The 23,493-nt window shown below is 65.5% G+C and carries 22 protein-coding genes, 1 tRNA gene and 1 riboswitch; of the genes, 9 read left to right on the forward strand and 14 right to left on the reverse strand.

The genetic code is table 11. The features are described 5' to 3' along the window. The first annotated feature begins 56 nt into the window (after nucleotides 1-56). A riboswitch (S-adenosyl-L-homocysteine riboswitch) is annotated at nucleotides 57-130 on the forward strand. Between the two features lie 111 nt (nucleotides 131-241). The 4 genes from ahcY to PI87_RS08135 are packed head-to-tail and all read left to right on the forward strand — an operon-like array spanning nucleotide 242 to nucleotide 3,418. Beyond that, nucleotides 242-1,681, forward strand: a complete 1,440-nt coding sequence (gene ahcY, locus PI87_RS08120; RefSeq protein WP_039597206.1) for an adenosylhomocysteinase — start codon at nucleotides 242-244, stop codon at nucleotides 1,679-1,681. Between the two features lie 52 nt (nucleotides 1,682-1,733). After that, nucleotides 1,734-2,078 carry a phage holin family protein gene (locus PI87_RS08125; protein WP_039597207.1) on the forward strand — a complete coding sequence of 115 codons (345 nt, stop codon included), beginning with the start codon at nucleotides 1,734-1,736 and terminating at the stop codon, nucleotides 2,076-2,078. 11 nt (nucleotides 2,079-2,089) lie between these two features. Continuing rightward, the gene (metF, locus tag PI87_RS08130; RefSeq protein ID WP_039597208.1) at nucleotides 2,090-2,920 is read left to right on the forward strand and encodes a methylenetetrahydrofolate reductase [NAD(P)H]; all 831 of its coding nucleotides are present in this window, start codon (nucleotides 2,090-2,092) and stop codon (nucleotides 2,918-2,920) included. Between the two features lie 36 nt (nucleotides 2,921-2,956). Beyond that, nucleotides 2,957-3,418: a TfoX/Sxy family protein gene (locus PI87_RS08135; protein ID WP_039597209.1), complete on the forward strand. Its 462-nt coding sequence runs from the start codon at nucleotides 2,957-2,959 to the stop codon at nucleotides 3,416-3,418. Between the two features lie 4 nt (nucleotides 3,419-3,422). On the opposite strand, the gene PI87_RS08140 is transcribed toward PI87_RS08135, so the two are convergent. Both PI87_RS08140 and PI87_RS08145 read right to left on the reverse strand, forming a co-directional pair. Continuing rightward, complete coding sequence (locus PI87_RS08140) at nucleotides 3,423-4,037, reverse strand: pyridoxamine 5'-phosphate oxidase family protein (RefSeq protein WP_039597210.1); 615 nt, start codon at nucleotides 4,035-4,037, stop codon at nucleotides 3,423-3,425. A 19-nt stretch (nucleotides 4,038-4,056) separates the two neighbouring features. Next, nucleotides 4,057-4,662, reverse strand: coding sequence for a 5-formyltetrahydrofolate cyclo-ligase (locus tag PI87_RS08145; RefSeq protein WP_039597211.1), 606 nt, complete (start codon nucleotides 4,660-4,662; stop codon nucleotides 4,057-4,059). Nucleotides 4,663-4,704: 42 nt separating this feature from the next. Here PI87_RS08145 and PI87_RS08150 point away from each other — a divergent pair, with 42 nt between their 5' ends. The 4 genes from PI87_RS08150 (at nucleotide 4,705) to PI87_RS08165 (ending at nucleotide 10,080) form a co-directional block, all read left to right on the forward strand. Further along, the gene (locus PI87_RS08150; RefSeq protein ID WP_039597212.1) at nucleotides 4,705-6,696 is read left to right on the forward strand and encodes a lytic transglycosylase domain-containing protein; all 1,992 of its coding nucleotides are present in this window, start codon (nucleotides 4,705-4,707) and stop codon (nucleotides 6,694-6,696) included. A gap of 176 nt (nucleotides 6,697-6,872) precedes the next feature. Continuing rightward, the gene (locus tag PI87_RS08155; protein ID WP_039597213.1) at nucleotides 6,873-7,877 is read left to right on the forward strand and encodes a complex I NDUFA9 subunit family protein; all 1,005 of its coding nucleotides are present in this window, start codon (nucleotides 6,873-6,875) and stop codon (nucleotides 7,875-7,877) included. Between the two features lie 227 nt (nucleotides 7,878-8,104). Further along, nucleotides 8,105-8,794, forward strand: coding sequence for a glutathione S-transferase family protein (locus PI87_RS08160; protein ID WP_039597214.1), 690 nt, complete (start codon nucleotides 8,105-8,107; stop codon nucleotides 8,792-8,794). Nucleotides 8,795-8,847: 53 nt separating this feature from the next. Beyond that, complete coding sequence (locus tag PI87_RS08165; RefSeq protein ID WP_442965461.1) at nucleotides 8,848-10,080, forward strand: multifunctional CCA addition/repair protein; 1,233 nt, start codon at nucleotides 8,848-8,850, stop codon at nucleotides 10,078-10,080. A gap of 6 nt (nucleotides 10,081-10,086) precedes the next feature. On the opposite strand, the gene PI87_RS08170 is transcribed toward PI87_RS08165, so the two are convergent. After that, nucleotides 10,087-10,644 carry a TetR/AcrR family transcriptional regulator gene (locus PI87_RS08170; protein ID WP_039597216.1) on the reverse strand — a complete coding sequence of 186 codons (558 nt, stop codon included), beginning with the start codon at nucleotides 10,642-10,644 and terminating at the stop codon, nucleotides 10,087-10,089. A gap of 89 nt (nucleotides 10,645-10,733) precedes the next feature. Between PI87_RS08170 and PI87_RS08175 the strand changes: the two genes are divergently transcribed. Further along, complete coding sequence (locus PI87_RS08175; protein ID WP_052321451.1) at nucleotides 10,734-12,071, forward strand: protoporphyrinogen/coproporphyrinogen oxidase; 1,338 nt, start codon at nucleotides 10,734-10,736, stop codon at nucleotides 12,069-12,071. A gap of 24 nt (nucleotides 12,072-12,095) precedes the next feature. On the opposite strand, the gene PI87_RS08180 is transcribed toward PI87_RS08175, so the two are convergent. From PI87_RS08180 to htpX, 11 genes are all read right to left on the reverse strand, one after another. Next, nucleotides 12,096-13,001 (reverse strand): glutamate/aspartate ABC transporter substrate-binding protein, encoded by a 906-nt coding sequence (locus PI87_RS08180; protein WP_039597217.1) that lies wholly within the window; start codon nucleotides 12,999-13,001, stop codon nucleotides 12,096-12,098. 84 nt (nucleotides 13,002-13,085) lie between these two features. Beyond that, on the reverse strand, nucleotides 13,086-13,928 hold the full coding sequence (locus PI87_RS08185) for a 3-keto-5-aminohexanoate cleavage protein (protein WP_039597378.1): 843 nt from the start codon (nucleotides 13,926-13,928) through the stop codon (nucleotides 13,086-13,088). Nucleotides 13,929-13,933: 5 nt separating this feature from the next. Then, nucleotides 13,934-15,289 carry an aspartate aminotransferase family protein gene (locus tag PI87_RS08190; RefSeq protein ID WP_039597218.1) on the reverse strand — a complete coding sequence of 452 codons (1,356 nt, stop codon included), beginning with the start codon at nucleotides 15,287-15,289 and terminating at the stop codon, nucleotides 13,934-13,936. Between the two features lie 16 nt (nucleotides 15,290-15,305). Then, nucleotides 15,306-16,226 carry a MurR/RpiR family transcriptional regulator gene (locus PI87_RS08195; RefSeq protein WP_039597219.1) on the reverse strand — a complete coding sequence of 307 codons (921 nt, stop codon included), beginning with the start codon at nucleotides 16,224-16,226 and terminating at the stop codon, nucleotides 15,306-15,308. Nucleotides 16,227-16,407: 181 nt separating this feature from the next. Continuing rightward, nucleotides 16,408-16,713 carry a hypothetical protein gene (locus tag PI87_RS08200; protein ID WP_039597220.1) on the reverse strand — a complete coding sequence of 102 codons (306 nt, stop codon included), beginning with the start codon at nucleotides 16,711-16,713 and terminating at the stop codon, nucleotides 16,408-16,410. Nucleotides 16,714-16,999: 286 nt separating this feature from the next. Then, nucleotides 17,000-17,075, reverse strand: a tRNA-Phe gene (locus PI87_RS08205). A 66-nt stretch (nucleotides 17,076-17,141) separates the two neighbouring features. Then, nucleotides 17,142-17,852, reverse strand: coding sequence for a response regulator (locus tag PI87_RS08210; RefSeq protein ID WP_039597221.1), 711 nt, complete (start codon nucleotides 17,850-17,852; stop codon nucleotides 17,142-17,144). Nucleotides 17,853-17,888: 36 nt separating this feature from the next. Next, a complete protein-coding gene (locus PI87_RS08215) occupies nucleotides 17,889-20,336 on the reverse strand; it encodes a sensor histidine kinase (RefSeq protein WP_039597222.1) in 2,448 nt (815 codons plus the stop codon). Further along, complete coding sequence (locus tag PI87_RS08220; protein ID WP_039597223.1) at nucleotides 20,333-21,118, reverse strand: DUF4390 domain-containing protein; 786 nt, start codon at nucleotides 21,116-21,118, stop codon at nucleotides 20,333-20,335. The genes PI87_RS08215 and PI87_RS08220 overlap by 4 nt, the downstream gene beginning before the upstream one ends. A gap of 13 nt (nucleotides 21,119-21,131) precedes the next feature. Beyond that, on the reverse strand, nucleotides 21,132-22,475 hold the full coding sequence (gene rsmB, locus PI87_RS08225; RefSeq protein WP_039597224.1) for a 16S rRNA (cytosine(967)-C(5))-methyltransferase RsmB: 1,344 nt from the start codon (nucleotides 22,473-22,475) through the stop codon (nucleotides 21,132-21,134). Between the two features lie 88 nt (nucleotides 22,476-22,563). Then, complete coding sequence (htpX, locus tag PI87_RS08230; protein WP_039597225.1) at nucleotides 22,564-23,424, reverse strand: zinc metalloprotease HtpX; 861 nt, start codon at nucleotides 23,422-23,424, stop codon at nucleotides 22,564-22,566. Between the last annotated feature and the right edge of the window lie 69 nt (nucleotides 23,425-23,493).

Raw genomic sequence — 23,493 nt, forward strand, 5'->3', positions numbered from 1 at the left:
CACGGCAGGCGCGTGTTGACCTGCCGCAGATTCACTGAATCCGCTACAATCCAGCCCATTCCGAGGAGCGTTGCAACGGTCGGGCAAGCCCCGCCGCCAGGCTCGGAAGTTCAAACGGCGCTCGCAGTATCGTGGCTACACGATGGCGAGAACGCATCTATCCGGGGTCCAGTGCATTGGCGCCCCGTCTCAGCAGTTATCTCTCCAGCGTGCAGTCACCCCAAATTTTCGGAGTGACCTAATGAACGCTGTGACCGACCTGAAGAACGACTACCTCGTCGCCGACATCAAGCTGGCCGACTGGGGCCGCAAGGAAATCGCCATTGCCGAGACCGAGATGCCCGGTCTGATGGCGATTCGCGACGAGTTTGCCGCCAGCCAGCCGCTCAAGGGCGCGCGCATTGCCGGCTCGCTGCACATGACCATCCAGACCGCCGTGCTGATCGAGACGCTCAAGGCGCTCGGCGCGGATGTGCGCTGGGCGTCGTGCAACATCTTCTCGACGCAGGACCACGCTGCCGCCGCGATTGCCGTGTCGGGCGCGCCGGTGTTTGCGTACAAGGGCGAATCGCTCAAGGAATACTGGGACTTCACGCACCGCATCTTTGAATGGGCCGACGGCGGCACGCCCAACATGATCCTGGACGACGGCGGCGACGCAACGATCCTGCTGCACCTGGGCGCCAAGGCTGAGAAGGATGCCTCCGTCATCAGCAAGCCGACCAGCGAAGAGGAAACCTTCCTGTTCGCGGCCATCAAGGACAAGCTGACGAAGGACGCAACGTTCTACAGCCGCAACCTCGATGCCATCAAGGGCGTGACCGAAGAAACCACCACGGGCGTGCACCGCCTGTACCAGATGGCTCAGCGCGGTGAACTGCGCTTCCCGGCCATCAACGTGAACGACTCCGTCACCAAGAGCAAGTTCGACAACCTGTATGGCTGCCGTGAATCGCTGGTCGACGGCATCAAGCGCGCAACCGACGTGATGATCGCCGGCAAGGTGGCGATCGTGGCCGGCTACGGCGACGTGGGCAAGGGTTCGGCCCAGGCACTGCGCGCGCTGTCTGCCCAAGTGTGGGTGACCGAAATCGACCCGATCTGCGCACTGCAAGCGGCGATGGAAGGCTACCGCGTGGTCACCATGGACTACGCTGCCGAGCACGGCGACATCTTCGTCACCTGCACGGGCAACTACCACGTCATCACGCATGACCACATGGCCAAGATGAAGGACCAGGCCATCGTCTGCAACATCGGCCACTTCGACAACGAGATCGACATCGCCTCGATCGAGAAGTACCAGTGGGAAGAGATCAAGCCACAGGTCGATCACGTGATCTTCCCTGCAGTTGGCGACAAACCAAGCAAGAAGATCATCATCCTGGCCAAGGGTCGCCTTGTGAACCTGGGTTGCGCCACGGGCCACCCGTCGTACGTGATGAGCAGCTCGTTCGCCAACCAGACCATCGCGCAGATCGAACTGTGGACGGAAGCGCAGAAGGGCTCGAACAAGTACCCGGTGGGCGTGTACACGCTGCCCAAGCACCTGGACGAGAAGGTTGCGCGCCTGCAGCTCAAGAAGCTGAATGCGCAACTGACCGAGCTGACCGACCAGCAGGCTGCGTACATTGGTGTTGCCAAGAGCGGCCCGTACAAGGCTGATCACTACCGCTACTAAGCCGTCCCGCCGGCGGCACCCCGCCGCCGGCATTCAACCCGAGGACTCCTCCATGAGACTGCTCGCTGTCTGGGTCATCAACGCGCTGGCGTTGCTGCTCGTCGCCTATCTGCTCAAAGGCATCCACGTCAACGGCTTCGGCTCCGCGCTGATCGCGGCGCTGGTGCTGGGTCTCGTCAATACGCTGATCCGCCCGATCCTGGTGATCCTCACCCTGCCGGTGACGTTGCTCACGCTTGGGCTGTTCATCTTCATCCTCAACGCGCTGCTGTTCATGTTTGTCGGCAACCTGCTGGCAGGCTTCCAGGTGGCCAGCTTTGGCGCGGCGCTGTTGGGTTCCATCCTGTACAGCGTGATCTCGTGGCTGCTCTCGAGCCTGCTGCTGCGCGAGGCTTAAGGTTTTCTGTCATGCAAGACCGTCAATTCAGTTTCGAATTCTTCCCGCCCAAGACGGCGGAAGGCGCCGAGAAGCTGCGCAACACGCGTGCGCAGCTCTCGCCGCTCAAGCCGCGCTTCATTTCCGTGACCTTTGGCGCGGGCGGCACCACCCAACAGGGCACGCTCGACGCCGTGGTGGAGATCCAGCGCGAAGGCATCGAGGCCGCGCCGCACCTGTCGTGTGTGGGCTCGTCGCGCGAGAGCATCCGCAGCATCCTCGGCACGTATCGCGAACACGGCATCGGCCGCATCGTCGCGCTGCGCGGTGACATGCCCTCGGGCATGGGCGAGATCGGCGAGTTCCGTTACGCGAACGAGCTGGTCGAGTTCATCCGCCAGGAAACCGGCAATGCGTTCCATATCGAGGTGGCCGCGTATCCGGAGTACCACCCGCAGGCACGCTCAGCCCGTCAGGACCTGGACAACTTCGCCCGCAAGGTGAAGGCCGGTGCAGACTCCGCCATCACGCAGTACTTCTTCAACGCGGATGCGTACTTCCAGTTCGTTGACGACGCACGCAAGCTCGGCGTGGACGTGCCCATCGTGCCCGGCATCATGCCGATCACGAACTCGTCGCAGTTGATGCGTTTTTCCGAGATGTGCGGCGCCGAGATTCCGCGCTGGGTGGCCAAGCGCCTGGAGAGCTTCGGCGATGATCGTGAGTCGATCCGCGCCTTCGGCCTGGATGTGGTGACGGCACTGTGCGATCGCCTGCTGCAAGGTGGCGCGCCGGGCCTGCACTTCTACACGCTCAACGCCGCCGGTTCCACGCGCGCCATCTGGCAGCGCCTGGGTCTGTAAGCAAGCGACAGAAAAAGAGAAGACAAGGAGATCGTCATGGCAGCTGCACCCGATCCGCTGGTCGCCTGGCTGCTTGACGAACTCCAACCGCTCGCCGCGCAGATCGGCGAGATCCGCGCCCGCCGGATGTTCGGCGGCGCGTCGCTGTACTACGACGACATCATCTTCGCGCTGGTGATTCGCAGCACGTGCTACCTGCGCGTGGACGACCTCACGCGCGAGCGCTTTCTCGCAGAAAAGTCGGTGCCGTTCAGCTACGACCGCGATGGCCGCACCATCAGCATGAACGGCTATCTGAGCACGCCGGCCGACGCGCTCGACGGTGGTCAGCCATTGCGCGACTGGGCGCGCCTGGCAATCGAAGCGGCATTGCGCGTGGAGAACGCGAAGGCGGCCAAGCCAAAGCGCACCGCTACAAAGACAACGGCGACCAAGAGGGTCGCCGCCAAGAAGGTCACTGCCAAGACCGCTGCCGCCAAGAAAGCGGCCAAGCGCTGAACGCTCAGTACAGCGTCGTCTTCAGCCGCTCGGGCAATTCACGGTCGTAAGCTTCCCCGTCGAATGCGCCACCGCTGATGTGCTGCAGGATCTTGCCTGCGGTGGGCAGCGCGGGCGTCGTTTCCTGCGCGCCGCGTTCCCACAGCTTGGAACGCACCACCGCTTTCGAGCAGTGGAAGTACACCGACTGCACATTCACCACGATCACCGAGCGCGGCAGCTTGTTCTGCACGGCCGATGCGGCGAGCAGTTCCGGATCGGTCGAGATCGTGGCCGTGCCGTTCACGCGCAGTGTTTCACCCGCACCCGGCACGATGAAGAGCACGGACACGCGCCCGTCTTCGACGATGTTGCGCAGGTTGTCGATGCGGTTGTTGCCGGGGCGGTCGGGAATTGCCAGCGTGCGCTCGTTGAGGATGCGTACAAAGCCCGGCGCATCGCCCTTGGGCGAGGCATCCGTACCCTCCGCGCCCACCGACGACAGCACGATGAACGGCGAGGCCTCGACGAACGCGCGATAGTCCTCGTTCAGGTGGTCGATCTCTTTGAGAACGGAGCGCGGGTTCGGGGTGCCGTAGACGGCTTCGAGGTCGGCAACGGTCTTCAGCGTGTGCGTCATGTGGATTCTCGGAGGCGGTTTAAAACGTGCCGCGCTCGGTGACGATGCAATCGAGCGCGATGTCGTGGGGTTGCGGAGCGATGGATTCCACCCGGTTCACCTCGAACGCCACGCCGATGGTGCGCGGGCGCTGGCCGGCGGCGTGCAGTGCGGCGAGTGTGCGGTCGTAGAAGCCGCCACCGTAACCGATGCGATAGCGCTGCGCATCAAAGCCGACGCAAGGAATCAGCAAGGCATCGGGGGTTTCCTCCTCATCCGAGCGGGGGATGGGAATGTTGTACGCGCCTGGCGTCATTTCACAATCGGGTGTCCATCGCCGAAACTGCAGGGGCGAAAACTTGTCAGTCACCACGGGCAGCAGCGCATGGCGCGCGGCATCGGCCGACAGCCAATGGCCCAGCACGGTCAACGCATCGAACTCGCCCTGCGTTGGCCAGTAGGCGGCCAGGCGTTTGACAGGCAGCGCACGCAGTAACTCAGCGAGGTGGTGCGCCAGCGCGGCATCGTGTGCGACGCGGTCGGGCAATGCGGCACGCGCATCGAGCAGCACGGCGCGCAGGGTGCGGCGGGATTCGATCGGCGTGGTCGGATTTGCCGGATCGTGCGGGTTCCCTAAGGCTGACATGGGATAATTCGGCGACCTAACAGTGATTGGACGGGGTAGGAGATGGCATTGAAGGGCAAGGCAGTATATCGCGCGGTGGCGCTGGCTTTTACGGGTGTGGTGGGCATGAGTGTGGTGGGCCCGCTGAGTCCCCTGAGCCCTATTTCGCTGGCGGTGGCTGCCAAGCGTCAGGCGCCGCAGGGCATTCCGGCCAATCCGGACGACGCGTTCGTCGAGTTGCGCAACGCCGCTCGCCGCAATGACGTGTCGCGCAGCTGGGAGCTGGCCGACAGCCTGGCTGACTACCCGCTCCAATCGTACGTCCAGTATTTCCGCATCAAGCCGCAGCTGTTCGACGCAAGCGGCTATGCGCGCACGGATGCGCCGGAAGACGAGATCCGCTCGTTCCTGCAGCGCTACCAGGGCGATGCCATTGCCGACCGTTTGCGCAACGACTGGCTGCTGGTGCTCGGCAAGAAACGCGACTGGGCCACCTTCGATGTCGAGTACCCGAAGTTCGTGCTCAAGGACGACACGCAGGTCGAGTGCTATGCCCTGCTGTCGCGCGCGATGAAGGGCGGAAGTGCGGCTGCAGGCGTGGCCGCCGATGCGCGCAACACGCTGTCCGATCCGAAGGGCTATGGCGAAGGCTGTGTCGACCTGATCGGCTATCTGGCCCAGGCCAACCAGTTCACGCGTGCGGACGTGGCCTTTGCGGCGCGGCTGTCGCTGGAGCAGAACCTGGTGACGCAGGCGTCGCGCATTGCGGCCGTGCTGCCCGAGGGCGACCGTGTGGACAACGACACGCTGGCCAACGTCACGCGCATGGCACGCAACGATCCGTCGCAGGCGACGGCGTATCTGATGGCGCAGAGCGGCGGCCTGTCGCGTGAGGAGCAAGGCGCGGCCTGGGGCGTGATTGGCCAGTACGCGGCCAAGAAGCAGACGCCCGATGCGCTGGATGCCTACCGCCGCCAACTGACGCTGGGCGGCGATGCCTGGCTGTCGGACGATTCGCTGGAATGGCGTGTGCGCACCGCGCTGCGTGCAGGCGATTGGAAGATGGTGCGGCAGGCCATCGAGAAGATGCGCCCCACCCTGCGTGATCGTGATCCAGCCTGGACGTACTGGTATGGCCGCGCGCTCAAGGCCGATGGCAGCAAGAGCGGCAGCGACGACGCCAACAAGCAGTTCCAGTCGATTGCCGGGCAGTTCAACTTCTACGGCCAGCTGGCGCAGGAAGAACTCGGCCAGCGCATCACCGTGCCGCCCAAGACCGCCGTGACTGACGCCGAGATCGACCCGATGGGCCGCAACCATCCGGGCTTCGCGCGCGCCAAGCGCCTGTATGACCTGAACCTGCGCTTCGAGGGCAACCGCGAGTGGAACTGGGAGCTGCGCAACATGAGCGACCGCGAGCTGATCGCCGCGGCGGAATACGGCCGCAAGCTCGGCCTGCTCGACCGCACCGTCAACTCGGCCGACAAGACCAAGACCGAGCACGACTTCTCGCTGCGCTTCCCCACGCCGTTCCTCAATGTGGTCCAGCGCAACGCCGATGCCGTGGGCCTGGATATCGCCTGGACGTACGGCCTGATCCGCCAGGAGTCGCGCTTCATCATGGACGCGCGCTCGTCGGTGGGTGCCTCGGGCCTGATGCAGGTGATGCCGGAAACCGCCAAGCGCGTCGCCAAGAAGATCGGCCTGCCGGGCTTCCGCCCCTCGCAGATGAGCGACATCGACACCAACGTGCTGCTGGGCACGAGCTACCTGTCGATGATCCTGACCGACCTCGATAGCTCGATGACGCTGGCGACCGCCGGTTACAACGCCGGCCCGGGCCGCCCGAAGCGCTGGCGCTCGACGCTCACGCGCCCGGTGGAAGGCGCGATCTTCGCCGAGACGATTCCCTTCAACGAGACGCGCACGTATGTGAAAAACGTGCTGTCCAACGCCACGTACTACAGCGCGCTGCTGACCGGCCGTCCGCAATCGCTGAAGGACCGCCTGGGCAAGGTCGGGCCGGAGGCGGTGACGCCGGACGATCTGCCGTAAGCGACGAGATCACCATAAAAACGCCCGCACCGATGCGGGCGTTTTGCATTGGTGCGGGCGTTTTTGCGATCACAACGGTGCCGCGCGCAGCACATCGCACCGGTACGCCTTGGGGGCGGTCGCCTTCGGGATGTATTGTGGTGTTGCCCCCCTTTTCCCGTCTTGGAGATGCCGCCATGCATACCTCCAATCTGCTCGTTTTTGGCGGTACCGGTTTTATCGGCACGCAGTTGCTCTCGCGGCTGGTGACCGAAACCTTTGCCGCACCCGGCTTGCCCGAAGGCCGGGTGATCGTGCCCACGCGCGATGCCGAATCCGCCCGGGCGCACAAACTCACGTTGCTGCCGCGCGTGGATGTGATGGATGCCGACATCTACGCCGACGATGCGCTCGACGCGCTTTTTCTGGCGCTCACTGAACGCGGCGGTCAGCACTGCGCTGTCATCAACCTCGTCGGCGTGCTGCAGGACGAACGCGTGATGCCCTACGGCCCCGCGTTCCAGCGCGTGCACGTTGAACTGCCTCGCCGCATCGTCGCCGCATGCCGCCGGCACGGCGTGAACCGGTTGTTGCACATGAGCGCGCTGGGCGCTGACTCGGCGGGCCCGTCGATGTACCAGCGCAGCAAGGGCGACGGTGAACGCGTGGTCATGAACAGTGAACTCGACTGGACGGTGTTCCGCCCGTCCGTGGTGTTTGGCCCGCAGGATCACTTCCTTAATCTGTTTGCACGCATGCAGCGCATGGCGCCGTTCGTGCCGCTGGCCTGTGCCGATGCGCGCTTCCAGCCCGTCTATGTGGACGACGTGGCGGCGGCCTTCGTCAATGCGCTCGACAATGCCACCACCATCCGGCGCGCGTATCCGCTGGTTGGCCCGCGTGTGTACACGCTGGCCGAGTTGATGCGCTTTGCCGGACGCGCCAGCGGCCACCGGCGCTGGATCGTGCCGCTGCCCGAAGGTCTGGGCCGGATGCAGGCGGCGCTGTTCGAGCACCTGCCGGGTGCACCCATCTCGCGCGACAACCTGGATTCCATGCGTGTGGACAACGTCAGCATGGAGCCTGTTGCGCCGGAACTCGGCATCCACCCGCTCGGCATGGAGGCCGTGATGCTGCCCGCGCTGGCCGGATTCGGCCCGAACCCTGGGCTGAGCGCAGCACGCGCCCGGGCGCATCGTTAGCGGTCCTGGCAACGTGGTACGCCGCGCTTGTGAGGCCACTTCACAACCGTGGCCAATCCGTTTCATTTTGTCGCGCTGCAGCGCAGGGCTAGAATGACTCGTTCGCCCCACGCTGCAGCACCATCCTCCATCGCCAAGAACAAGAGCGTCCCCGGGGTTCCGGTATGCCGGCGTGACACAGGCGAGCTCCCACAATAATTGCTGTGCACTCTCCAAGGACGGGAATCATGAAACTGGTCATCGGCAACAAGAACTATTCGTCGTGGTCGCTACGCCCGTGGCTGCTCGCCAAGCAGGCCGGCATCCCGTTCGAGGAGATTCGCGTGCGCCTGCTGAGCGAAAGCTTTGCCGCCGACGTGGCGCGCCATTCGCCGGCCGGCCGTGTGCCCGTGCTGGTCGACGGCGACATGAACGTATGGGATTCGCTCGCCATCTGCGAGACGCTGGCCGAGCGCTTTCCGCGCGCGCAACTGTGGCCGGCCGACCCGAAGGCCCGCGCGCACGCCCGCTCGATCTGCGCCGAGATGCACAGCGGCTTTGGCAACCTGCGCAACAACATGCCGATGAACGTGACGGCCATGCTGCCCGGCATGGGCTGGAACGTGGCCGTGCAGCGCGACATCGACCGCATTGCCCAGATGTGGACCGAGCTGCGCCAGAAATACGCATCGGAAGGCCCGTTCCTGTTCGGCCACTTCACGGTGGCAGATGCGTTCTACGCACCGGTGGTCAGCCGCTTCGCCACCTACGGCGTGCGCCTGCCTGAAGCCGCCAAGGCCTACGCCGACCACATCCTCAACCTGCCTGCGATGCAGGAGTGGATTGACGGCGCACGCGCTGAGCACGACTTCCTCGCCGATGACGAGCCGTATCGCACCGCGCCGGACGAGGAAGCGCTGGTCGCCGCCAATCAATGACGGAACGCGCAGCACAGGGGTCACAGACCATCGTTGATCCGGCCACGCACGGGCTGGACGTGTATGCCGTGGGCGGCGCGATTCGTGACGCGCTGCTCGGGCTGCCCGTGCAGGACCGCGACTACGTGGTCGTCGGTGCCACGCCGGAGGACATGGAGGCACGGGGGTTCCGAGCCGTCGGCAAGGACTTCCCGGTCTTCCTGCACCCGCGCACGCAGGCCGAGTACGCCCTCGCCCGCACCGAGCGCAAGACGGCTGCGGGCTACAAGGGCTTCTCGGTGTACTACGCGCCCGACGTCAAGCTGGAAGACGACCTGATCCGCCGTGACCTGACTGTCAACGCGATGGCGCAGCGCGTGGCCGAAGACGGCGCGCTGGTCGGCCCGGTCATCGATCCGTACGGCGGACAGGCGGATCTGGCCGTGCGCACGTTCCGGCATGTGTCGGATGCCTTTGTGGAAGACCCGGTGCGCATCCTGCGCCTGGCGCGCTTTGCCGCACGCTTTGCCGACTTCCACGTCGCACCTGAAACCAACGCGCTAATGCAGCGCATGGTGCAGGCCGGTGAGGTGGATGCGCTGGTGCCCGAGCGCGTGTGGCAGGAGATCGCTCGTGGGCTGATGGAGACCCATCCGCAGCGCATGTTTGCCGTGCTGCGTGACTGTGGCGCGCTGGTGCGTCTGCTGCCCGAGCTGGATCGGCTGTGGGGCGTGCCGCAACGTGCCGACTATCACCCTGAAGTCGACACCGGCGTGCACACCATGATGGTGATCGAGACCGCCGCCGCCATGGGCACACCGCTGCCCGTGCGCTTTGCTGCGCTGGTGCATGACCTCGGCAAGGGCACCACGCCCGAAGACATCCTGCCGCGCCACATCGGCCACGAAGAACGCAGCGTGCCGATGATCGAGGTGGTCTGCCAGCGCCTGCGCGTGCCGACGGATTGCCGCGAGCTGGCACTGGTTGTTGCGCGCGAGCACGGCAACATCCACCGCAGTGATGGGTTTGATGCGACGGCACTGGTGCGCCTGCTGGAGCGCTGCGACGCGCTGCGCAAGCCGGAGCGTTTCCGCCTGGCGCTGCAGGCGTGCGAAGCGGATGCACGTGGCCGGCTCGGGTTTGAAGACCGCGCGTATCCGCAAACGGAACGCCTGCTGCAAGCGTTGCAGGCGGCATCGTCCATCGATGCCGGCGCCGTCGCCAAGCGCTACGCTGACAACCCGGCGCACATCAAGCAGGCCGTACACGTGGCACGCATCGAGGCGGTCACGCAGGCCGGCATCTAAGGCAACTCAGTTCGGCTCGGCCAGCGCGGCCAGCCGCTGCGACATCGCAAACAACTTCAGGAAGAACGCGCGGAACGCCTCGGGATCGGGGCGTGCCGTAGTCTGCTGCGCGCCGATAAAGCACAGGTGCGCGATGCGGCCCCAGAACGCAGCGTCATCCGGTGCGCCGCCGTCCAGGCTGCACAGCGAGGTGGCGAAGGCCAGCCGCAGGGCGTCCACGCGCTGCATGGTGTCGGCCACCAGCGGCTCGCGCATCGCCCACGCACGGATGGCGACTTCGCGCTGTGGGTGCATCGATGCTGCCACGTCGAGGTAGCGCATGAGCAATGTCTCGGCCGTGTCGTCGGGCTGGATGAGCGAGAGGATGCTGCCGGTGTAGGTGCGCTCCCACTCGGCGAGCAGGCTGCGCACGTAGTCGTCGCGGCTGGTGAAGTGGTGGTAGAACGCGCCGCGCGTCACGTTCAGGCGACGGGCGAGGCGCTCCGCAGAAATGCCGACGGCACCCTCGATATCGAGCAGCTCGAAACCGGCTTCAATCCAGTGTGTGCGGGTGGTTTTGGCCATCGTGGCGTCCTTGGGGCAAAAACTGACAGGCTGTGTAGGGTGCGCAGCCGGCCGGTATTGTAGGCGCCGTCATCTCCTTCTTCTTTGCCATGCGACATTTCATCATTGTGGGTGCGGGCATTGCCGGGCTGAGTGCCGCGCGCCATCTGCAGCGGGCCGGCTGCTCCGTCACCGTGCTGGAAGCGGCGCGCGCGCCCGGCGGGCGCATCCGCAGCGTGCCCTTTCACGGCCAGACCATCGAGTGCGGCGCGCAGTTTGTATCGTCGCGCTACCGCTATGTGCTACCGCTGCTGGAGGAGGCTGGGCTGTCTACTCGCTTGCGCAAGACCTCGGCCGTGGCGGCCATGCAGCGTGGGCCGGTGTTCCACGCCGTGCACAGCAAGCGCCCGTGGACGCTCGGCACCAGTGGCCAACTCACCTGGGGCGAGACCTGGCAGATGCTGCGCGGCGGCCTGGCCACCGCGCGCGAGGTGCGCGGCGTCGACCCGAGTCACTACGCCAGCCTCGCAGCGCTGGACGACGAAGATGCGCAGGCCTGGAGCACGCGCGTATTCGGTGAGGCCGCCGCGCGCTACTTCTTCGAGCCGATGGTCCATGGCCTGTATTTTCATAGGCTGGCCGGTACCTCACGCGCGCTGCTGGGTGCGCTCACTGCCTTCAACGGCGCTGACACGCTGACGGTCGATGGCGGCTGGCAAGCTTTGCCACGTGCGATGGCTTCAGCGCTCGACGTGCGTTACGGCGCGAATGTGGAGCAGGTCAGAGAAACGCAGGAAGGCGTACGCCTGTGCGTGAACGGGGAATGGCTCGACGCCGATGGCGCGGTGCTCGCCGCGCCGGCCCATATCGCGCGCGCATGGCTGCCACAGCCCACGCTTGGAGAATCCGCCGTGCTGGATGCGCGCTACGCACCGAGCGTGCATGTGGCGCTGGGGCTCCCGCCATCCTGGTCGGCGCCCAAGGTCTTCCAGCCGGTGTATGGCGCGCTGTTTGCGCCGGTAGAAGGCAGTCCGCTGGCCGCACTCACGTTTCAGCAGGGGAAGGCATCTGGCGATGGCCCGATCGTCTGCGCGATGCTGGGCGAGCGCGCAGCGGCAGAGGCAGAGCATTTGAGCGATACGGCGCTGGTGCGCTTTGTCGTGGAGGCGATGGCTGCGCACCTGCCTGGCATCGACCGGGCTGCGGTGTCGACACACCTGCAGCGCTGGGAAGCAGCCGAGCCGCTCACACCCGTGGGCCGTGCCCGCGCGGTTGCGGCGTACCGCAACACGGTCGGGCGCGATCGTCGTATCGTCCTAGCCGGGGATTACCTCGGCAGCCCGTGGACTGACGGTGCCGCAGAAACTGGCCACTGGGCCGCGCAGCACTTGCTGGCGGCCCGCATGCCACAGCCAGATCACGCGGCGCTGGCCCGGGCGGTTGCCTGAACCTTCAGGCGTGTGGCTGTCCGCTTACTCGAACGGCGTGTCGTTCGGGTTGGCGTACAACGCCTTCAACTGATCGCTCATCTTGAAGTTGAAGTTCAGGCTCTTGGGCGGCACCGGCTTCTCGAACCACTTGGCATAGAGCGTGTTGATCTCGCCGCTCTTCATGACGCTGGTGAGCGTGTCGTCCACCAGCTTCTTGAACTGCGGATCGTCCTTGCGCAGCATGAAGCCGTAGGCCTCGAACGACTGCGGCGTGCCGGTCACGACCCAGTCGTTGGGCTTCTGTGCCAACGTGCGCGCGCCGGCCAGCAGCACGTCATCCATCATGAACGCCGCCACGCGGCCGCTCTGCAGCGTGAGGAAGGATTCCCCATAGTCCTTGCCGCTGATGACGTTCATGTTCATCTTCTTTTCGTCATTCATCTTGCGCAGGATGCGCTCCGACGTCGTGCCTGCATTGGTGATGACCGACTTGCCCGCCAGATCGGGGAAGTCTTTCACGCCCGAGTTCACGCCGGTCAGCAGGCGTGTGCCGGCGATGAAGAACGTGGTCGAGAACGCCGTCTGCTGCTCGCGCGACTTCAGGTGCGTGGTCACGCCGCACTCCAGATCCACCGAGCCGTTCTGCACCAGCGACGTACGGTTTTGCGAGGTGACCGGAATCTGCTGCACCTGCAGGTTGGGCTTGCCCGTCTTCTGCTTGACCGCGTCGATCACGCGCGAACACAGGTCCGCCGAGAAGCCGATGATCTTGTTCTGGCTGTCGCGGTACGAAAACGGAATCGACGATTCGCGCACGCCGATCAGGATGGTGTTGCTGTCCTGGATCTTTTTGAGCGCGCCGTCGAGTGTCTGAGCCTGCGCGCTCAGCGCAAACAGCCCGGCCAGCGCCAGCGGGATGGATCGGATACCGCGGGTGGTCAAACGCATACTTCCTCCAAAGGTTGTGTGGCGCGGCCTGATACGTGTCGGGCCGTCTGTGTGATGGCTTCGTGGTGTGCAAAGTGGGCGCGCTTACCTGCCGAACCAACTGCGCAACTCGGCGGCGCTGGCCAGCGGGCGATGCAGTGCGTCGAGATGACCTCGCAGATTGGTGACGAGCGCCGCGTTGTCGGGGGCGGTGCTGCCGTCGGGCAGCATCATGTTGTTCTCGAAGCCCAAGCGGGCATGGCCGCCGAGCAGTGCTGCCGTGAGCGCGCATTCGGCTTCGCGCGGGCCAAACGCACACATCGCCCATGGCACGTTGGCCGTGACCTCGCCGCCCTCAGCCCACGCTTGCAGGAACGGCAGCAGGTCAGACGGATCAGAGCGTTGCCCCGCCGAGTAGCGGCCGAGCACGAACAGCACCCAGTGCGGCATGTCGGATGGAGGGGGCAACACGCCGCGCGCGCGCAGAGCGCGGTAGCGCACCACGTCGTCGGCGGAATAGAGGATGTACTGGATGGCCGTGCGCGTCGCAGCGAGCTCGCCGAAGAAACGTGCAGCCTCCGCTTCGTGCGCAGCATCGGGCACCAGCTCGCGCAGTGCGGCAGAGATGGCCTCCGGCTGCAGTGCTCGCACCGATGCCATCTGTTGTTCAGGCGTGTAGATGCCAACGGCTTCCGTAGTGATCTGGAGCACCAGCGCGTCGCCCACCGCCCGCTGCACGGCGGCGATGGCCGGGCGGTAATCGTCGGGCTCCAGACTGTGCGTGCCGTCGGGGCGGCGCACATGCAGATGCAGCATCGCAGCGCCGGCCTCGACACACTGGCGCGCACAGGCAGCCAGTTCGTCGGGCGTGATCGGCAGTGCGGGGTGATCGACGTGCGTCTTGCGCGCGCCATTGGGCGCAACGGCGATGGCGATGGGCCGGCTCACGGGGTTCACCACACGGCCTCCGGCGCGTTGGCGGTGGCGGCGTCCACGGCATCGCCCAGGCGTTCGACGATGGCATCGATGTCCTGCGCGGTGGCGATGAACGGCGGCGCGAGCAGGATGTGGTCGCCGCGCTGGCCGTCGATCGTGCCCCCCATCGGATAGACCATCAGGCCGCGCTGCATGGCCTCGGCCTTCACACGTGCATGCGTCTTGTGCGAGGGCGCCAGCGGTGCCTTGGTGGCGCGATCGGCAACGAGCTCCACGCCGACGAACAGCCCGCGCCCGCGCACGTCGCCCACGTGGGCGTGGTCAGCAAAGCGTGCACGCAAAGCGGCGCGCAGTTGCTCACCGCGCGCCTGCACATTGGCGAGCAGGTTCTCTTCGGCAATCACCTTCTGCACTTCCAGTGCCGCCGCACATGCCGTGGCGTGGCCGATGTAGGTATGCCCATGCTGGAAGAAACCGCTGCCGCGCGTGATGGCGTCATAGATGCGGCGGCTCACCAGCGTGGCGCCGATCGGCTGGTACCCGCCGCCCAGGCCCTTGGCAATGGCGACCATGTCGGGCACCACGCCATCTTCTTCATAGGCAAAGAGGTAACCCGTGCGGCCCATGCCGGACATCACCTCGTCCAGCAACAGCAGCACGCCGTGGCGGTCACACACTGCGCGGATGCGGCGGAAGTAATCCGCCACCGGTGGCACCGCGCCGGCCGTGGCACCCACCACCGTCTCGGCGACAAAGGCGGCGACGTTTTCAGAACCCAACTCGACGATCTTCGCGTCCAGCTCATCGGCCAGACGCTGCACGTACTGCGCATCGGTTTCCCCAACGAGGCGCTCGCGGTAGGCAAAGCACGGCGACACATGGTGTGCTGGCACGAGCAATGGCAGGAACGGCTCGCGCCGCCACGCGTTGCCGCCAATCGCCAGCGCGCCGAGCGTGTTGCCGTGATAGCTCTGGCGTCGCGCGATGAAGTACTGGCGCTGCGGCTGGCCAATTTCGACGAAGTACTGACGCGCGAGCTTGAGCGCTGCCTCAATCGCTTCCGAGCCGCCGGAGACGAAGTACACGTGGTCCAGATCGCCTGGTGCAGCAGCGGTCAGGCGCGCGGCGAGTTCTTCCGCCACATCCGTCGTGAAGAACGACGTATGTGCATACGCCAGCGCGCGCACCTGTTTGCAGATGGCTTCGACCACGCGCGGATGCCCGTGACCCAGGCACGAGACGGCTGCGCCGCCGCAGGCATCGAGGTAGCGTTTGCCGTCGGAGTCGATGAGTGTCATGCCCTCGCCGCCGACGGCGGTGGGCAACGTTTTGCGCGGGTCGCGATGGAAGACGGAGGTGGTGGATGGGGTCATGGCCAATGGCTGGATGTCAGCGTTGAGTGGGTGCCGTGGGCGTGGGATGCGCGACAGCCGCTTCACTGCGGCGGGCACTGCGTACGTAGGCTTGCTGCTGTTTGAGTTGGGCGTCGCTGTCGGCCAGGTGCGCGAGTGCGGTGGGGCCGGCTTGGCGGAACCACGTCATCAGCAGCGCATCGAGCAGCGCAAGCGGCGCGGCAAGCGAATGGAAGAACGACGGGATTGCCACCGGTGCCACAAGCTGCTGCCACGCCAGCTCGGCACCGGGTGCGATGGCGCTGTCGGTCACGTAGACCAGGCGCGCGCCGCGCGCATGCGCGTACTGCATCGCCTCGATCACCTCGCGCGTGTACGGATCAAACGTGACGGCGATGACGACATCGCCCTCGCCGCAGAAGCGCAGCGGATCGGCCAGCGTGTTGCCGGCGCCGCTGCACAGCGTGACCTTGTCGTCGAACAGCTGAGCGGCGTAACCAAACGCATGCGTCAGCGCGAGGCAACTGCGCGCGCCGAGCAGATAGACGCGGCGCGCCGAGCACAGTGCGCCGGCAGCGGCGTCCAGTGCGGCCAGATTGGCCGGCGAAAACGCCGCTTGTACGTGCGCGCCGATGGTGCTGCCGATGCGTTCAGCCTCGGATGCGCCGGCCGCGTCGCTGCCCTGCAGCGCACTGGCCCGGCCGGCAAAGCCATCCGCCTGCTGGCGCAGGTGGTTCACGCAGATGTCGCGCAGCGCGGCAAAGTCATCGAAGCCCAGCGCGCGTGCAAGGCGTGAGAACGTGGCCGGCGGCAGGTCGCAGCGGCGTGCCAGATCCCGCATGGAGAGCAGGGCGATATCGCTCTGATGGGTTTCCAGCAGCATGGCGGCACGCTGCAACTGCGGTGACAGATCCCCCGCGCGATCGCGCAACGTCTGCATGAGCCCATCGAAGGTCATCGAAATAGCGAAATTGATTCAACTGTTTCGTAAACTACGACAGTGAAACAATTGAGTCAAGATCGAGTTTGCTCCGGAGCCGGCCGTGCAGCAAAACGGCCGCACCTTGGAGGGTGCGGCCGCGGTGGGCAAACAAAAACGGAGGCCGAAGCCTCCGTCTGGGATGTGATGGATACGCGGCTCAGGTTGCCGGGGCGTCGAGCTGCTCCATGCGGAACTGGAAGAACCCGGCTGCGATGAGACCCAGCAGGCTCACGGCCATGAACGAGCAGGCCAGGGTCATGACGGCGACCAGCGGGGTCACGCCATTCAGAATCGGCGTGTGCATCAGGGCCGACAGATTGCCGCCTACCCACATGGTCGCGATCAGCGCCATCAAGCACGTTAGCGCCGCAGCATTGCGCAACCACGTCAACCGCGTCTTGCGGCTGATGCCGTCGAAAGCGTGGAAATGGAAGTGGTGGTGACCGGTGCCAACGAGTGCCATGGAGAATCTCCTTGTGCTTGCCGCTTGAGAGCGTTGAGTCACTATACCGAGACCTGCGACAGTTTGGCGCAGTTTGCGCCGCTAGGTATACCCTGAGCTGCGCTGCGTCAAGAGGCTTGGGTATATTTTTTGTGACTGCGACACTGCGCCGCAGATTGGCGGCTGGTGCGGCAAACGGGGGGATGACGGGCGCGCGGGAACGGTGCGCAGAAATGAAAAAAGACCTCGCGAGGAGGTCTTTTTTGTTGCTCCGCAAAATCGATGCATCTTGCGGAACAATGAATTTTGGTGGCCTGGGGCGGAATCGAACCACCGACACGCGGATTTTCAATCCGCTGCTCTACCAACTGAGCTACCGGGCCAGCACAGAAAGGCAAGTATGGCAGGGTTTGGCCCCTGTCGTCAAGCCCTGTTGAAAAGAGATTGGATCAGGCAGTCGGCTCGCCCTTGTTGCGCGACAGCTCGACGCCCAATTGCTTGAGCTTGCGATACAGGTGCGTGCGCTCCAGGCCGGTCTTCTCGGCCACGCGGGTCATGCTGCCCCCCTCGCGCTGCAGGTGATATTCGAAGTAGGCGCGCTCGAACAGGTCGCGTGCTTCGCGCAATGGCATGTCGAAGGAGAACTGCATGCCGCCGCCCTCAGCCGTGCGCACGGGTGCGCCGTTGATGTCGGCGCGGTCGAGCGTGGCAGGTGCGCCTGCCATGGAGGCATTCGGTGCCGCGCCCGAGCCTGCCGCCGGTGCGGCCAGCGGTGCAGCTGCGCGCGGCTTTTCCTTGCTGCGAGACAACCCCTGCTCCACTGCGGTCAGCAGCTTCTGCAGCGCGATGGGCTTCTCCAGGAAATTCAGTGCGCCGATCTTGGTCGCCTCTACAGCGGTGTCGATGGTCGCGTGGCCCGACATCATGATGACGGGCATGGTCAGCAGGCCCTGCGATGCCCATTCTTTGAGCAGCGTGACGCCGTCGGTATCCGGCATCCAGATATCGAGCAGGACGAGGTCGGGCGTTGCGTTCGCGCGGTGTTCACGCGCGCGCTGCGCGTTCTCGGCGACTTCGACAACGTGCCCTTCGTCTCCGAGGATTTCGGAGAGCAACTCCCGGATACCCATTTCGTCGTCGACAACGAGGATGGTGGCCATGCTTTTCCTCTATGTGCGGCGGGATTGCCGTCCGCGTCAGGCAAGTTTTACGAACAGTATGGAAACCTGGGCGCCGACGATGTCGGTGCCCGTTTGACCCGATTGGCGGTTGCGCAACTCGATGCGGGCCCCGTGCTCGTCCATGATTTTCTTCACCATGGCCAAGCCCAATCCTGTGCCTTTGGCTTTGGTCGTGACGTACGGCTCGAAGGCGCGGTTGAGGATGCGGGATGAGAACCCGCCGCCGTTGTCCGCGATCGCAAGCCGCACGGCCTGCCGCCGCGCGCCCGAGGCGTCATCGTATTCTACCGTGTCAGTTTGCAACATGACATGTGCGGCAGGTCTTCCGGCGCTTTCGTTCTCGGCCACCGCGTCCTGCGCGTTCTGCAGCAGGTTGTGGATGACCTGGCGCAACTGGGTCGGGTCGCCCTTGATCAACGGCAATCCATCGCCCAACTTGACCTCGATGACTGGGTGATCGTGCTGGCTAGGGTGATCGATGCCGTACAGGTGCAGTACCTCGGAGGCAAGCGCGTTGAGGTCCAGCTCCTGCAGCACGGCCGGTGGTGTGCGCGCGTAGTCGCGGAAGTCGTCCACCATGCGCTTCATCGCGGCGACCTGATTGACGATGGTGGTGGCGCCACGGCGCAGCACCTCAGCATCGGTGTCGGTCAGCTTGGGCGAGAGCTTCATCTCCAGGCGCTCGGCCGAGAGCTGGATAGGTGTGAGCGGGTTCTTGATCTCGTGCGCCAGGCGGCGCGCGACTTCACCCCATGCCACTGAACGCTGCGCCGAGATCACGTCGGAGATGTCATCGAACACCACCACGTAGCCGCGCTCCGTGCCGTGTGCACCCACCGATGGCCCCGGCAGGCGCGTGCCACGCACCAGCAGCGTGAGCGGCTCGTCTTCGTCTTCGAGCGGAATTTCCACCTGCTTTTGCCAGTGCGCTGCTGCGCCGCCGGCTGCTGCACTCGCATCGTGCTCCGCAAAGGCCTGTTCGACGACAGGTGCGAACGCTGCCAGCGGTGCAATGCCGACCAGCCCCTGCCCGACCCACGCGCCGAACGGCTGCTTGAAGATGCGCTCGGCACCAGGGTTGGCGGTCAGCAGGACAAAGCGATGGTCGAACACAAAGACGCCCGCCGTCAGGTTGGTCAGCACGCTCTCCAGATAGGCTTTCGATTGCTCGAGTGCCGCGCGATTCTGCTCCACTGCGCGGCGCGCGTCGGCAAGCTGGCGCGTCATCTGGTTGAACTGCTGCGTCAGCAGGCCCAACTCGTCGCGTGTATGCAGCTCGCGCTTGGGCGAGAGATCGCCTTCGGCCACCTCGCGCGTGCCCTGCAACAGCATCAGCAGCGGTCGTGCCAGCTGCGCGCCGAGCAGCAACGCCAGCATCACCGCGATGAACACGGCGAGGAACAGCGTGAGCGTGAGCGTGCCGATGTACATCTTGCGCAGGCCCGTGCGGCCCAGCGCCTTCTCCTGATATTCCTGGTACGCGCGCTGCACGGCGTCTGCGTTGCGGGCGAGCGCCTGCGGCACCGGTTGCACGAGCTGCAGGAAGCGCTCTTCGCGGCCGGTTTCGCCCGTCAGGCCAAAGCCGCGCGAGGCGCCGCCACTGCTGTCTTCTGAGCGGCGATCGGCCAGCAGGCCGGTGCCAGCCCACTTGCGCGCGGGTGAGCTTGACCCGAGCATGGGTTCTTCACGCGAGGTTGTGCCCAAGGCGACGACGACGCGCAACTGGTAGAGATCGTTGTGACGGTTGTTGCCGCGCGTGGAGGGCGTGGGGCCGGTGTCGCCCTCGCTGTCGCTGCCGCCTTCGAGGCTGGCGTAGCCGCCCGGTGCACGTGCCTGCTCCAGGATCGCCTGGTCGGGCAGGCTCGGGACGAGTGTGTCGTAGGTGCTCGATGCGGTGGCGACCACGCGGCCGTTGGTGGTGAAGATGGTCGCCTCCTGCACGCCAAACTGCTCGCGCAGGCGGTTGAGTGTAATGGCGGTGGCCGAGGCTGAACCGTCGCCAACCTGTTCTGCGATTAGGCGGCCTTTGTTCTGCAGATCGGCCAGCGCGCTGTCCATGGTCGTGCGGCCAAGGTTCAGCCCCGCCTCCAGTGCCGATTCAACCTTCACGTCGAACCACGACTCGATACTGCGCGAGACAAACTGCAGCGACACCAGATAGATCAGCACGCCTGGCAGCACGCCCACCACGCCGAAGAACACGGCGAGCTTGGTCATCAGCCGCGTGCCGAACTTGCCGCGCCGCGCGCGCAGCACCAGCGCCAGCATCAACCCGCCGATGATCACCACCAGCAGCACGCCAATGACGAGGTTGACCTTGTAGAGCAGCGTGAAATACCGGTCGAAGAATTCGGTGTTGGCCGAGGCGGCGGCCAGCAGCCCCACCAGCACGATCGCCAGAAAGACGATGGTGCCCGCCACCACCTGATACAGCAGGCGTTTGTAGCTGCGGTCGAAAATCATTTGGTGGGCGCCAGCAGCGAACCTGCGTTGCCGGGGCCGGCGCTCATGCCCCAGCCCGGACTAGGCGACAGGCCCGGCGCACCCGGCGCCGACGCCGAAGACGCGGGTGTGCTGGCAGCGGGTGTCGAAACCGGCGGCGCAGGTTGCTGTTGCGGCGGCGGAGGAGGCAATGCGGGTTCGTTTGGCACCAGGAAGTTGAAGTGCTTCCACTCGGAGGCGAGGTTCCAATCGCGCGTGTTGACGGCGTTGATCTGGAACGGCTTGGGCAGTTGCGTTACGTCCAGGCGCATGCGCACTTCGGCCTGCACGGTCTCGCCGGCTTTGACAGCACCGCGCTCGAACACGCGCCAGCCGCGTACGTGCTGCATGAAGTCGACCGCGTCTTTCAGGCGGGAGAACGGCACCTGCAGGCCGCCGGTCGATACACGGTACTGGCGTGTCAGCGGGTGGTAGGACAGACGTACGACGCGCGTGGCGCTGACGGCGTGGTCATCGAACCAATACCAACGTGGGCGGATCAGTTCGAACTCGACCAGGAAATACAGCGCGATACCTTTGTTGACCGCGTCTTCGAGGTTGCTCGGCAGATCGAAATCGAAATCGGCGGTGAGGTTCCAGCCGCCGTCGGCGTATTCCAACTGGGTGCGGTTGACTTCGATGGTTTGTGCGGACGGCGCGGTTGGCCACAGCAGGCACAGCATGCCCAGCACGACAAGCCGATGCAGCATCTGCCGGAATCGGGCGGGCAGCAGCTGGAGCGATGGGCGGAGGAAGACAGTCACAACGGTCGTCGCATCAAGGCCGTTTCTGGAACACCGCGTAAAAGAAGCCGTCGTGGTCGAGCGGCAGTGGCGAGACGCCTGGGACGAAACCACCAGCCGGCGCCGCATCGGGCGAGGCTGGCAGCAACTGGCCGGGCGCGTGCAATCGTATCGCATCTTCGAGATGGCTTTCAAACCATCGGGCTTGCGCTTCGCCTTCCGTCGGGAAAATCGAACAGGTGACATAAACCAACTTGCCACCGGGCGCGAGGCATGCCCAGAGGGCGCGCATGATGTCTCGCTGCAGGGCGGCCAATGCCTTGAGGTCAGCCGGGCGGCGCAGCCAGCGGATGTCCGGGTGGCGTCGAACGATGCCGGCAGCCGAGCACGGCACGTCGGCGAGAATGCGGTCGAATGGTCGGCCGTCCCACCAGGTGTCAGGTCGGGCTGCGTCGCCCACGCAAACGGTGGCGATCTGAGACAGGCGCGCGAGATTCTCGTTGATGCGCACGGCACGTGCGGCGTCGGATTCGAGTGCCGTCACGTCCAGGTTGTCGGCCAGTTCCAGCAGATGGCCGGTCTTGCCGCCGGGCGCGGCGCAGGCGTCCAGCACGCGCTGGCCCGGCGCCACGTCGAGCAGCATTGCAGCCAGTTGCGCGCCGGCATCCTGTACGGAGACGTCGCCAACGGCGAAGCCGGGCAGCTCGTTCACCGGTACGGCGCGCGCCAGGCGTACGGCTTGCTCGCCGATGCGTTCGGCGTCGATGTCGGCCTTGGCCAACTGGGCGAGGTAGTCATCCACGGCGATGCGGCGCGGGTTCACGCGCAACACCATCGGCGGGCGGCGGTTGCCGGCAGCGAGGATGCCCTGCCACGTGTCGGGATAGGCGCTGCGCGCGGCGTCGATCCACCATTGCGGATAGTTGGTGGCGGCCACCGGGTCGGCCTGCATGGCGGCGACGAGTTCGCCCTGCTCACGCAGGAAACGCCGCAGCACGCCGTTGATCATGCCCTTGCCGTGCACAAGCTTCGGGTCGGCCGAGGCGGCGTGCACGGTCTGGTCGACCACAGTGAACGGCGTGTACGGCGGCGGCTCATCCAGCAATTGCGCCAGCGCCACGCACAGCAGGTTGGCGGCGCCTTCGGCGGGCGGGCGCGGGATCAGCGTGCGGATCAGCCAGTCGGTGCTGCCCAGCCAGCGCGTGGCGCGGTAGGCGAGATCCTGCACGGCGCCGCGCACCGGGGCGCGCATTGGCCCCACCTCGCCTTGGCAGGCGGCATCGATGGCCTGGGGCAATGCCGTACCCTGCCGCAGCTTGCCCAGCGCAACAGCAGCAAGCGATAAGGCGTGGGCGAGGGAGTCGGGCGGCAGGCGCATCGGTGCGGAAAAATCAGGCAGTAGAAAAGCAGCGAGCCCGCGATGGGCGGGCTCGTGCGGACAGCGGAAGTATAAAGGATGCGTCCGGTTAGGACGGATACTGACCGGTTTGCGCCATCTGCATCAGGCGCGCGATGCGCTCTTCCGTGGCCGGGTGCGTGCTGAACAGGTTGGCTAGGCCGCCACCGTGCAGCGGGTTCATGATCATCATCTGAGCGGTGGCCGGGTGGGCCTCGGCGGCAGCAAACGGGATGCCGGCGGCATAGCGGTGGATCTTGTCCAGCGCCGAAGCCAGCGCTTGCGGGTCGCCGCTGATCTGGGCGCCGCCCCGGTCGGCTTCAAATTCGCGCGCGCGGGAAATCGCCATCTGGATCATCGCTGCAGCCAGCGGTGCAAGGATCGCCACGGCAATCCCGGCGATCGGGTTGGCCGGCCGGCCCTCGCTGTCGCGCCCACCGAAGAACACCGCAAAGTTGGCCAGCGCCGAGATCGCGCCGGCCATGGTGGCTGAGATGGTCGAGATCAGGATGTCGCGGTGCTGCACGTGGGCCAGCTCGTGCGCCATCACGCCGCGCAGCTCGCGTTCGGAGAGGATGTTGAGGATGCCGGTGGTGGCGGCAACCGCCGCGTGCTCCGGGTCGCGGCCGGTGGCAAACGCGTTGGGCTGGGCTTCGTCGATCAGGTAGACGCGCGGCATCGGCAACTGCGCGCGCGTGGCCAGCTCGCGCACCATGCGGTAGAACTGCGGCGCGCTGGTTTCGGTGACTTCCTGCGCGTTGTACATGCGCAGGACCATCTTGTCGGAGAACCAGTACGAGAAGAAATTCATGCCCAGCGCGAACAGCAGCGCCAGCATCATCCCGCTGCGTCCGCCGATCATGCCGCCGATGACGATGAACAGCGCGGTGATCGCTGCCATCAACATGAAGGTCTTGATCCAGTTGAACATGGGGGCGTGGCTCCTGTGGGTCTAGGGGGTTCAGGCAAGGGCGCAGAACCGTTTTTCGAGTCTCTTAGA

Origin of the sequence: Ralstonia sp. A12 (genome assembly GCF_000801955.1) — a bacterium.
Classification (GTDB): Bacteria; Pseudomonadota; Gammaproteobacteria; order Burkholderiales; family Burkholderiaceae; genus Ralstonia.

Bases quoted from the DNA above. Each gene is read 5' to 3' on its own strand.
- ahcY (WP_039597206.1), top strand. From the start codon at position 242: ATGAACGCTGTGACCGACCTGAAGAACGACTACCTCGTCGCCGACATC.
- PI87_RS08125 (WP_039597207.1), top strand. From the start codon at position 1,734: ATGAGACTGCTCGCTGTCTGGGTCATCAACGCGCTGGCGTTGCTGCTC.
- metF (WP_039597208.1), top strand. From the start codon at position 2,090: ATGCAAGACCGTCAATTCAGTTTCGAATTCTTCCCGCCCAAGACGGCG.
- PI87_RS08135 (WP_039597209.1), top strand. From the start codon at position 2,957: ATGGCAGCTGCACCCGATCCGCTGGTCGCCTGGCTGCTTGACGAACTC.
- PI87_RS08140 (WP_039597210.1), bottom strand. From the start codon at position 4,037: ATGACGCACACGCTGAAGACCGTTGCCGACCTCGAAGCCGTCTACGGC.
- PI87_RS08145 (WP_039597211.1), bottom strand. From the start codon at position 4,662: ATGTCAGCCTTAGGGAACCCGCACGATCCGGCAAATCCGACCACGCCG.
- PI87_RS08150 (WP_039597212.1), top strand. From the start codon at position 4,705: ATGGCATTGAAGGGCAAGGCAGTATATCGCGCGGTGGCGCTGGCTTTT.
- PI87_RS08155 (WP_039597213.1), top strand. From the start codon at position 6,873: ATGCATACCTCCAATCTGCTCGTTTTTGGCGGTACCGGTTTTATCGGC.
- PI87_RS08160 (WP_039597214.1), top strand. From the start codon at position 8,105: ATGAAACTGGTCATCGGCAACAAGAACTATTCGTCGTGGTCGCTACGC.
- PI87_RS08170 (WP_039597216.1), bottom strand. From the start codon at position 10,644: ATGGCCAAAACCACCCGCACACACTGGATTGAAGCCGGTTTCGAGCTG.
- PI87_RS08175 (WP_052321451.1), top strand. From the start codon at position 10,734: ATGCGACATTTCATCATTGTGGGTGCGGGCATTGCCGGGCTGAGTGCC.
- PI87_RS08180 (WP_039597217.1), bottom strand. From the start codon at position 13,001: ATGCGTTTGACCACCCGCGGTATCCGATCCATCCCGCTGGCGCTGGCC.
- PI87_RS08190 (WP_039597218.1), bottom strand. From the start codon at position 15,289: ATGACCCCATCCACCACCTCCGTCTTCCATCGCGACCCGCGCAAAACG.
- PI87_RS08195 (WP_039597219.1), bottom strand. From the start codon at position 16,226: ATGACCTTCGATGGGCTCATGCAGACGTTGCGCGATCGCGCGGGGGAT.
- PI87_RS08200 (WP_039597220.1), bottom strand. From the start codon at position 16,713: ATGGCACTCGTTGGCACCGGTCACCACCACTTCCATTTCCACGCTTTC.
- PI87_RS08210 (WP_039597221.1), bottom strand. From the start codon at position 17,852: ATGGCCACCATCCTCGTTGTCGACGACGAAATGGGTATCCGGGAGTTG.
- PI87_RS08215 (WP_039597222.1), bottom strand. From the start codon at position 20,336: ATGATTTTCGACCGCAGCTACAAACGCCTGCTGTATCAGGTGGTGGCG.
- rsmB (WP_039597224.1), bottom strand. From the start codon at position 22,475: ATGCGCCTGCCGCCCGACTCCCTCGCCCACGCCTTATCGCTTGCTGCT.
- htpX (WP_039597225.1), bottom strand. From the start codon at position 23,424: ATGTTCAACTGGATCAAGACCTTCATGTTGATGGCAGCGATCACCGCG.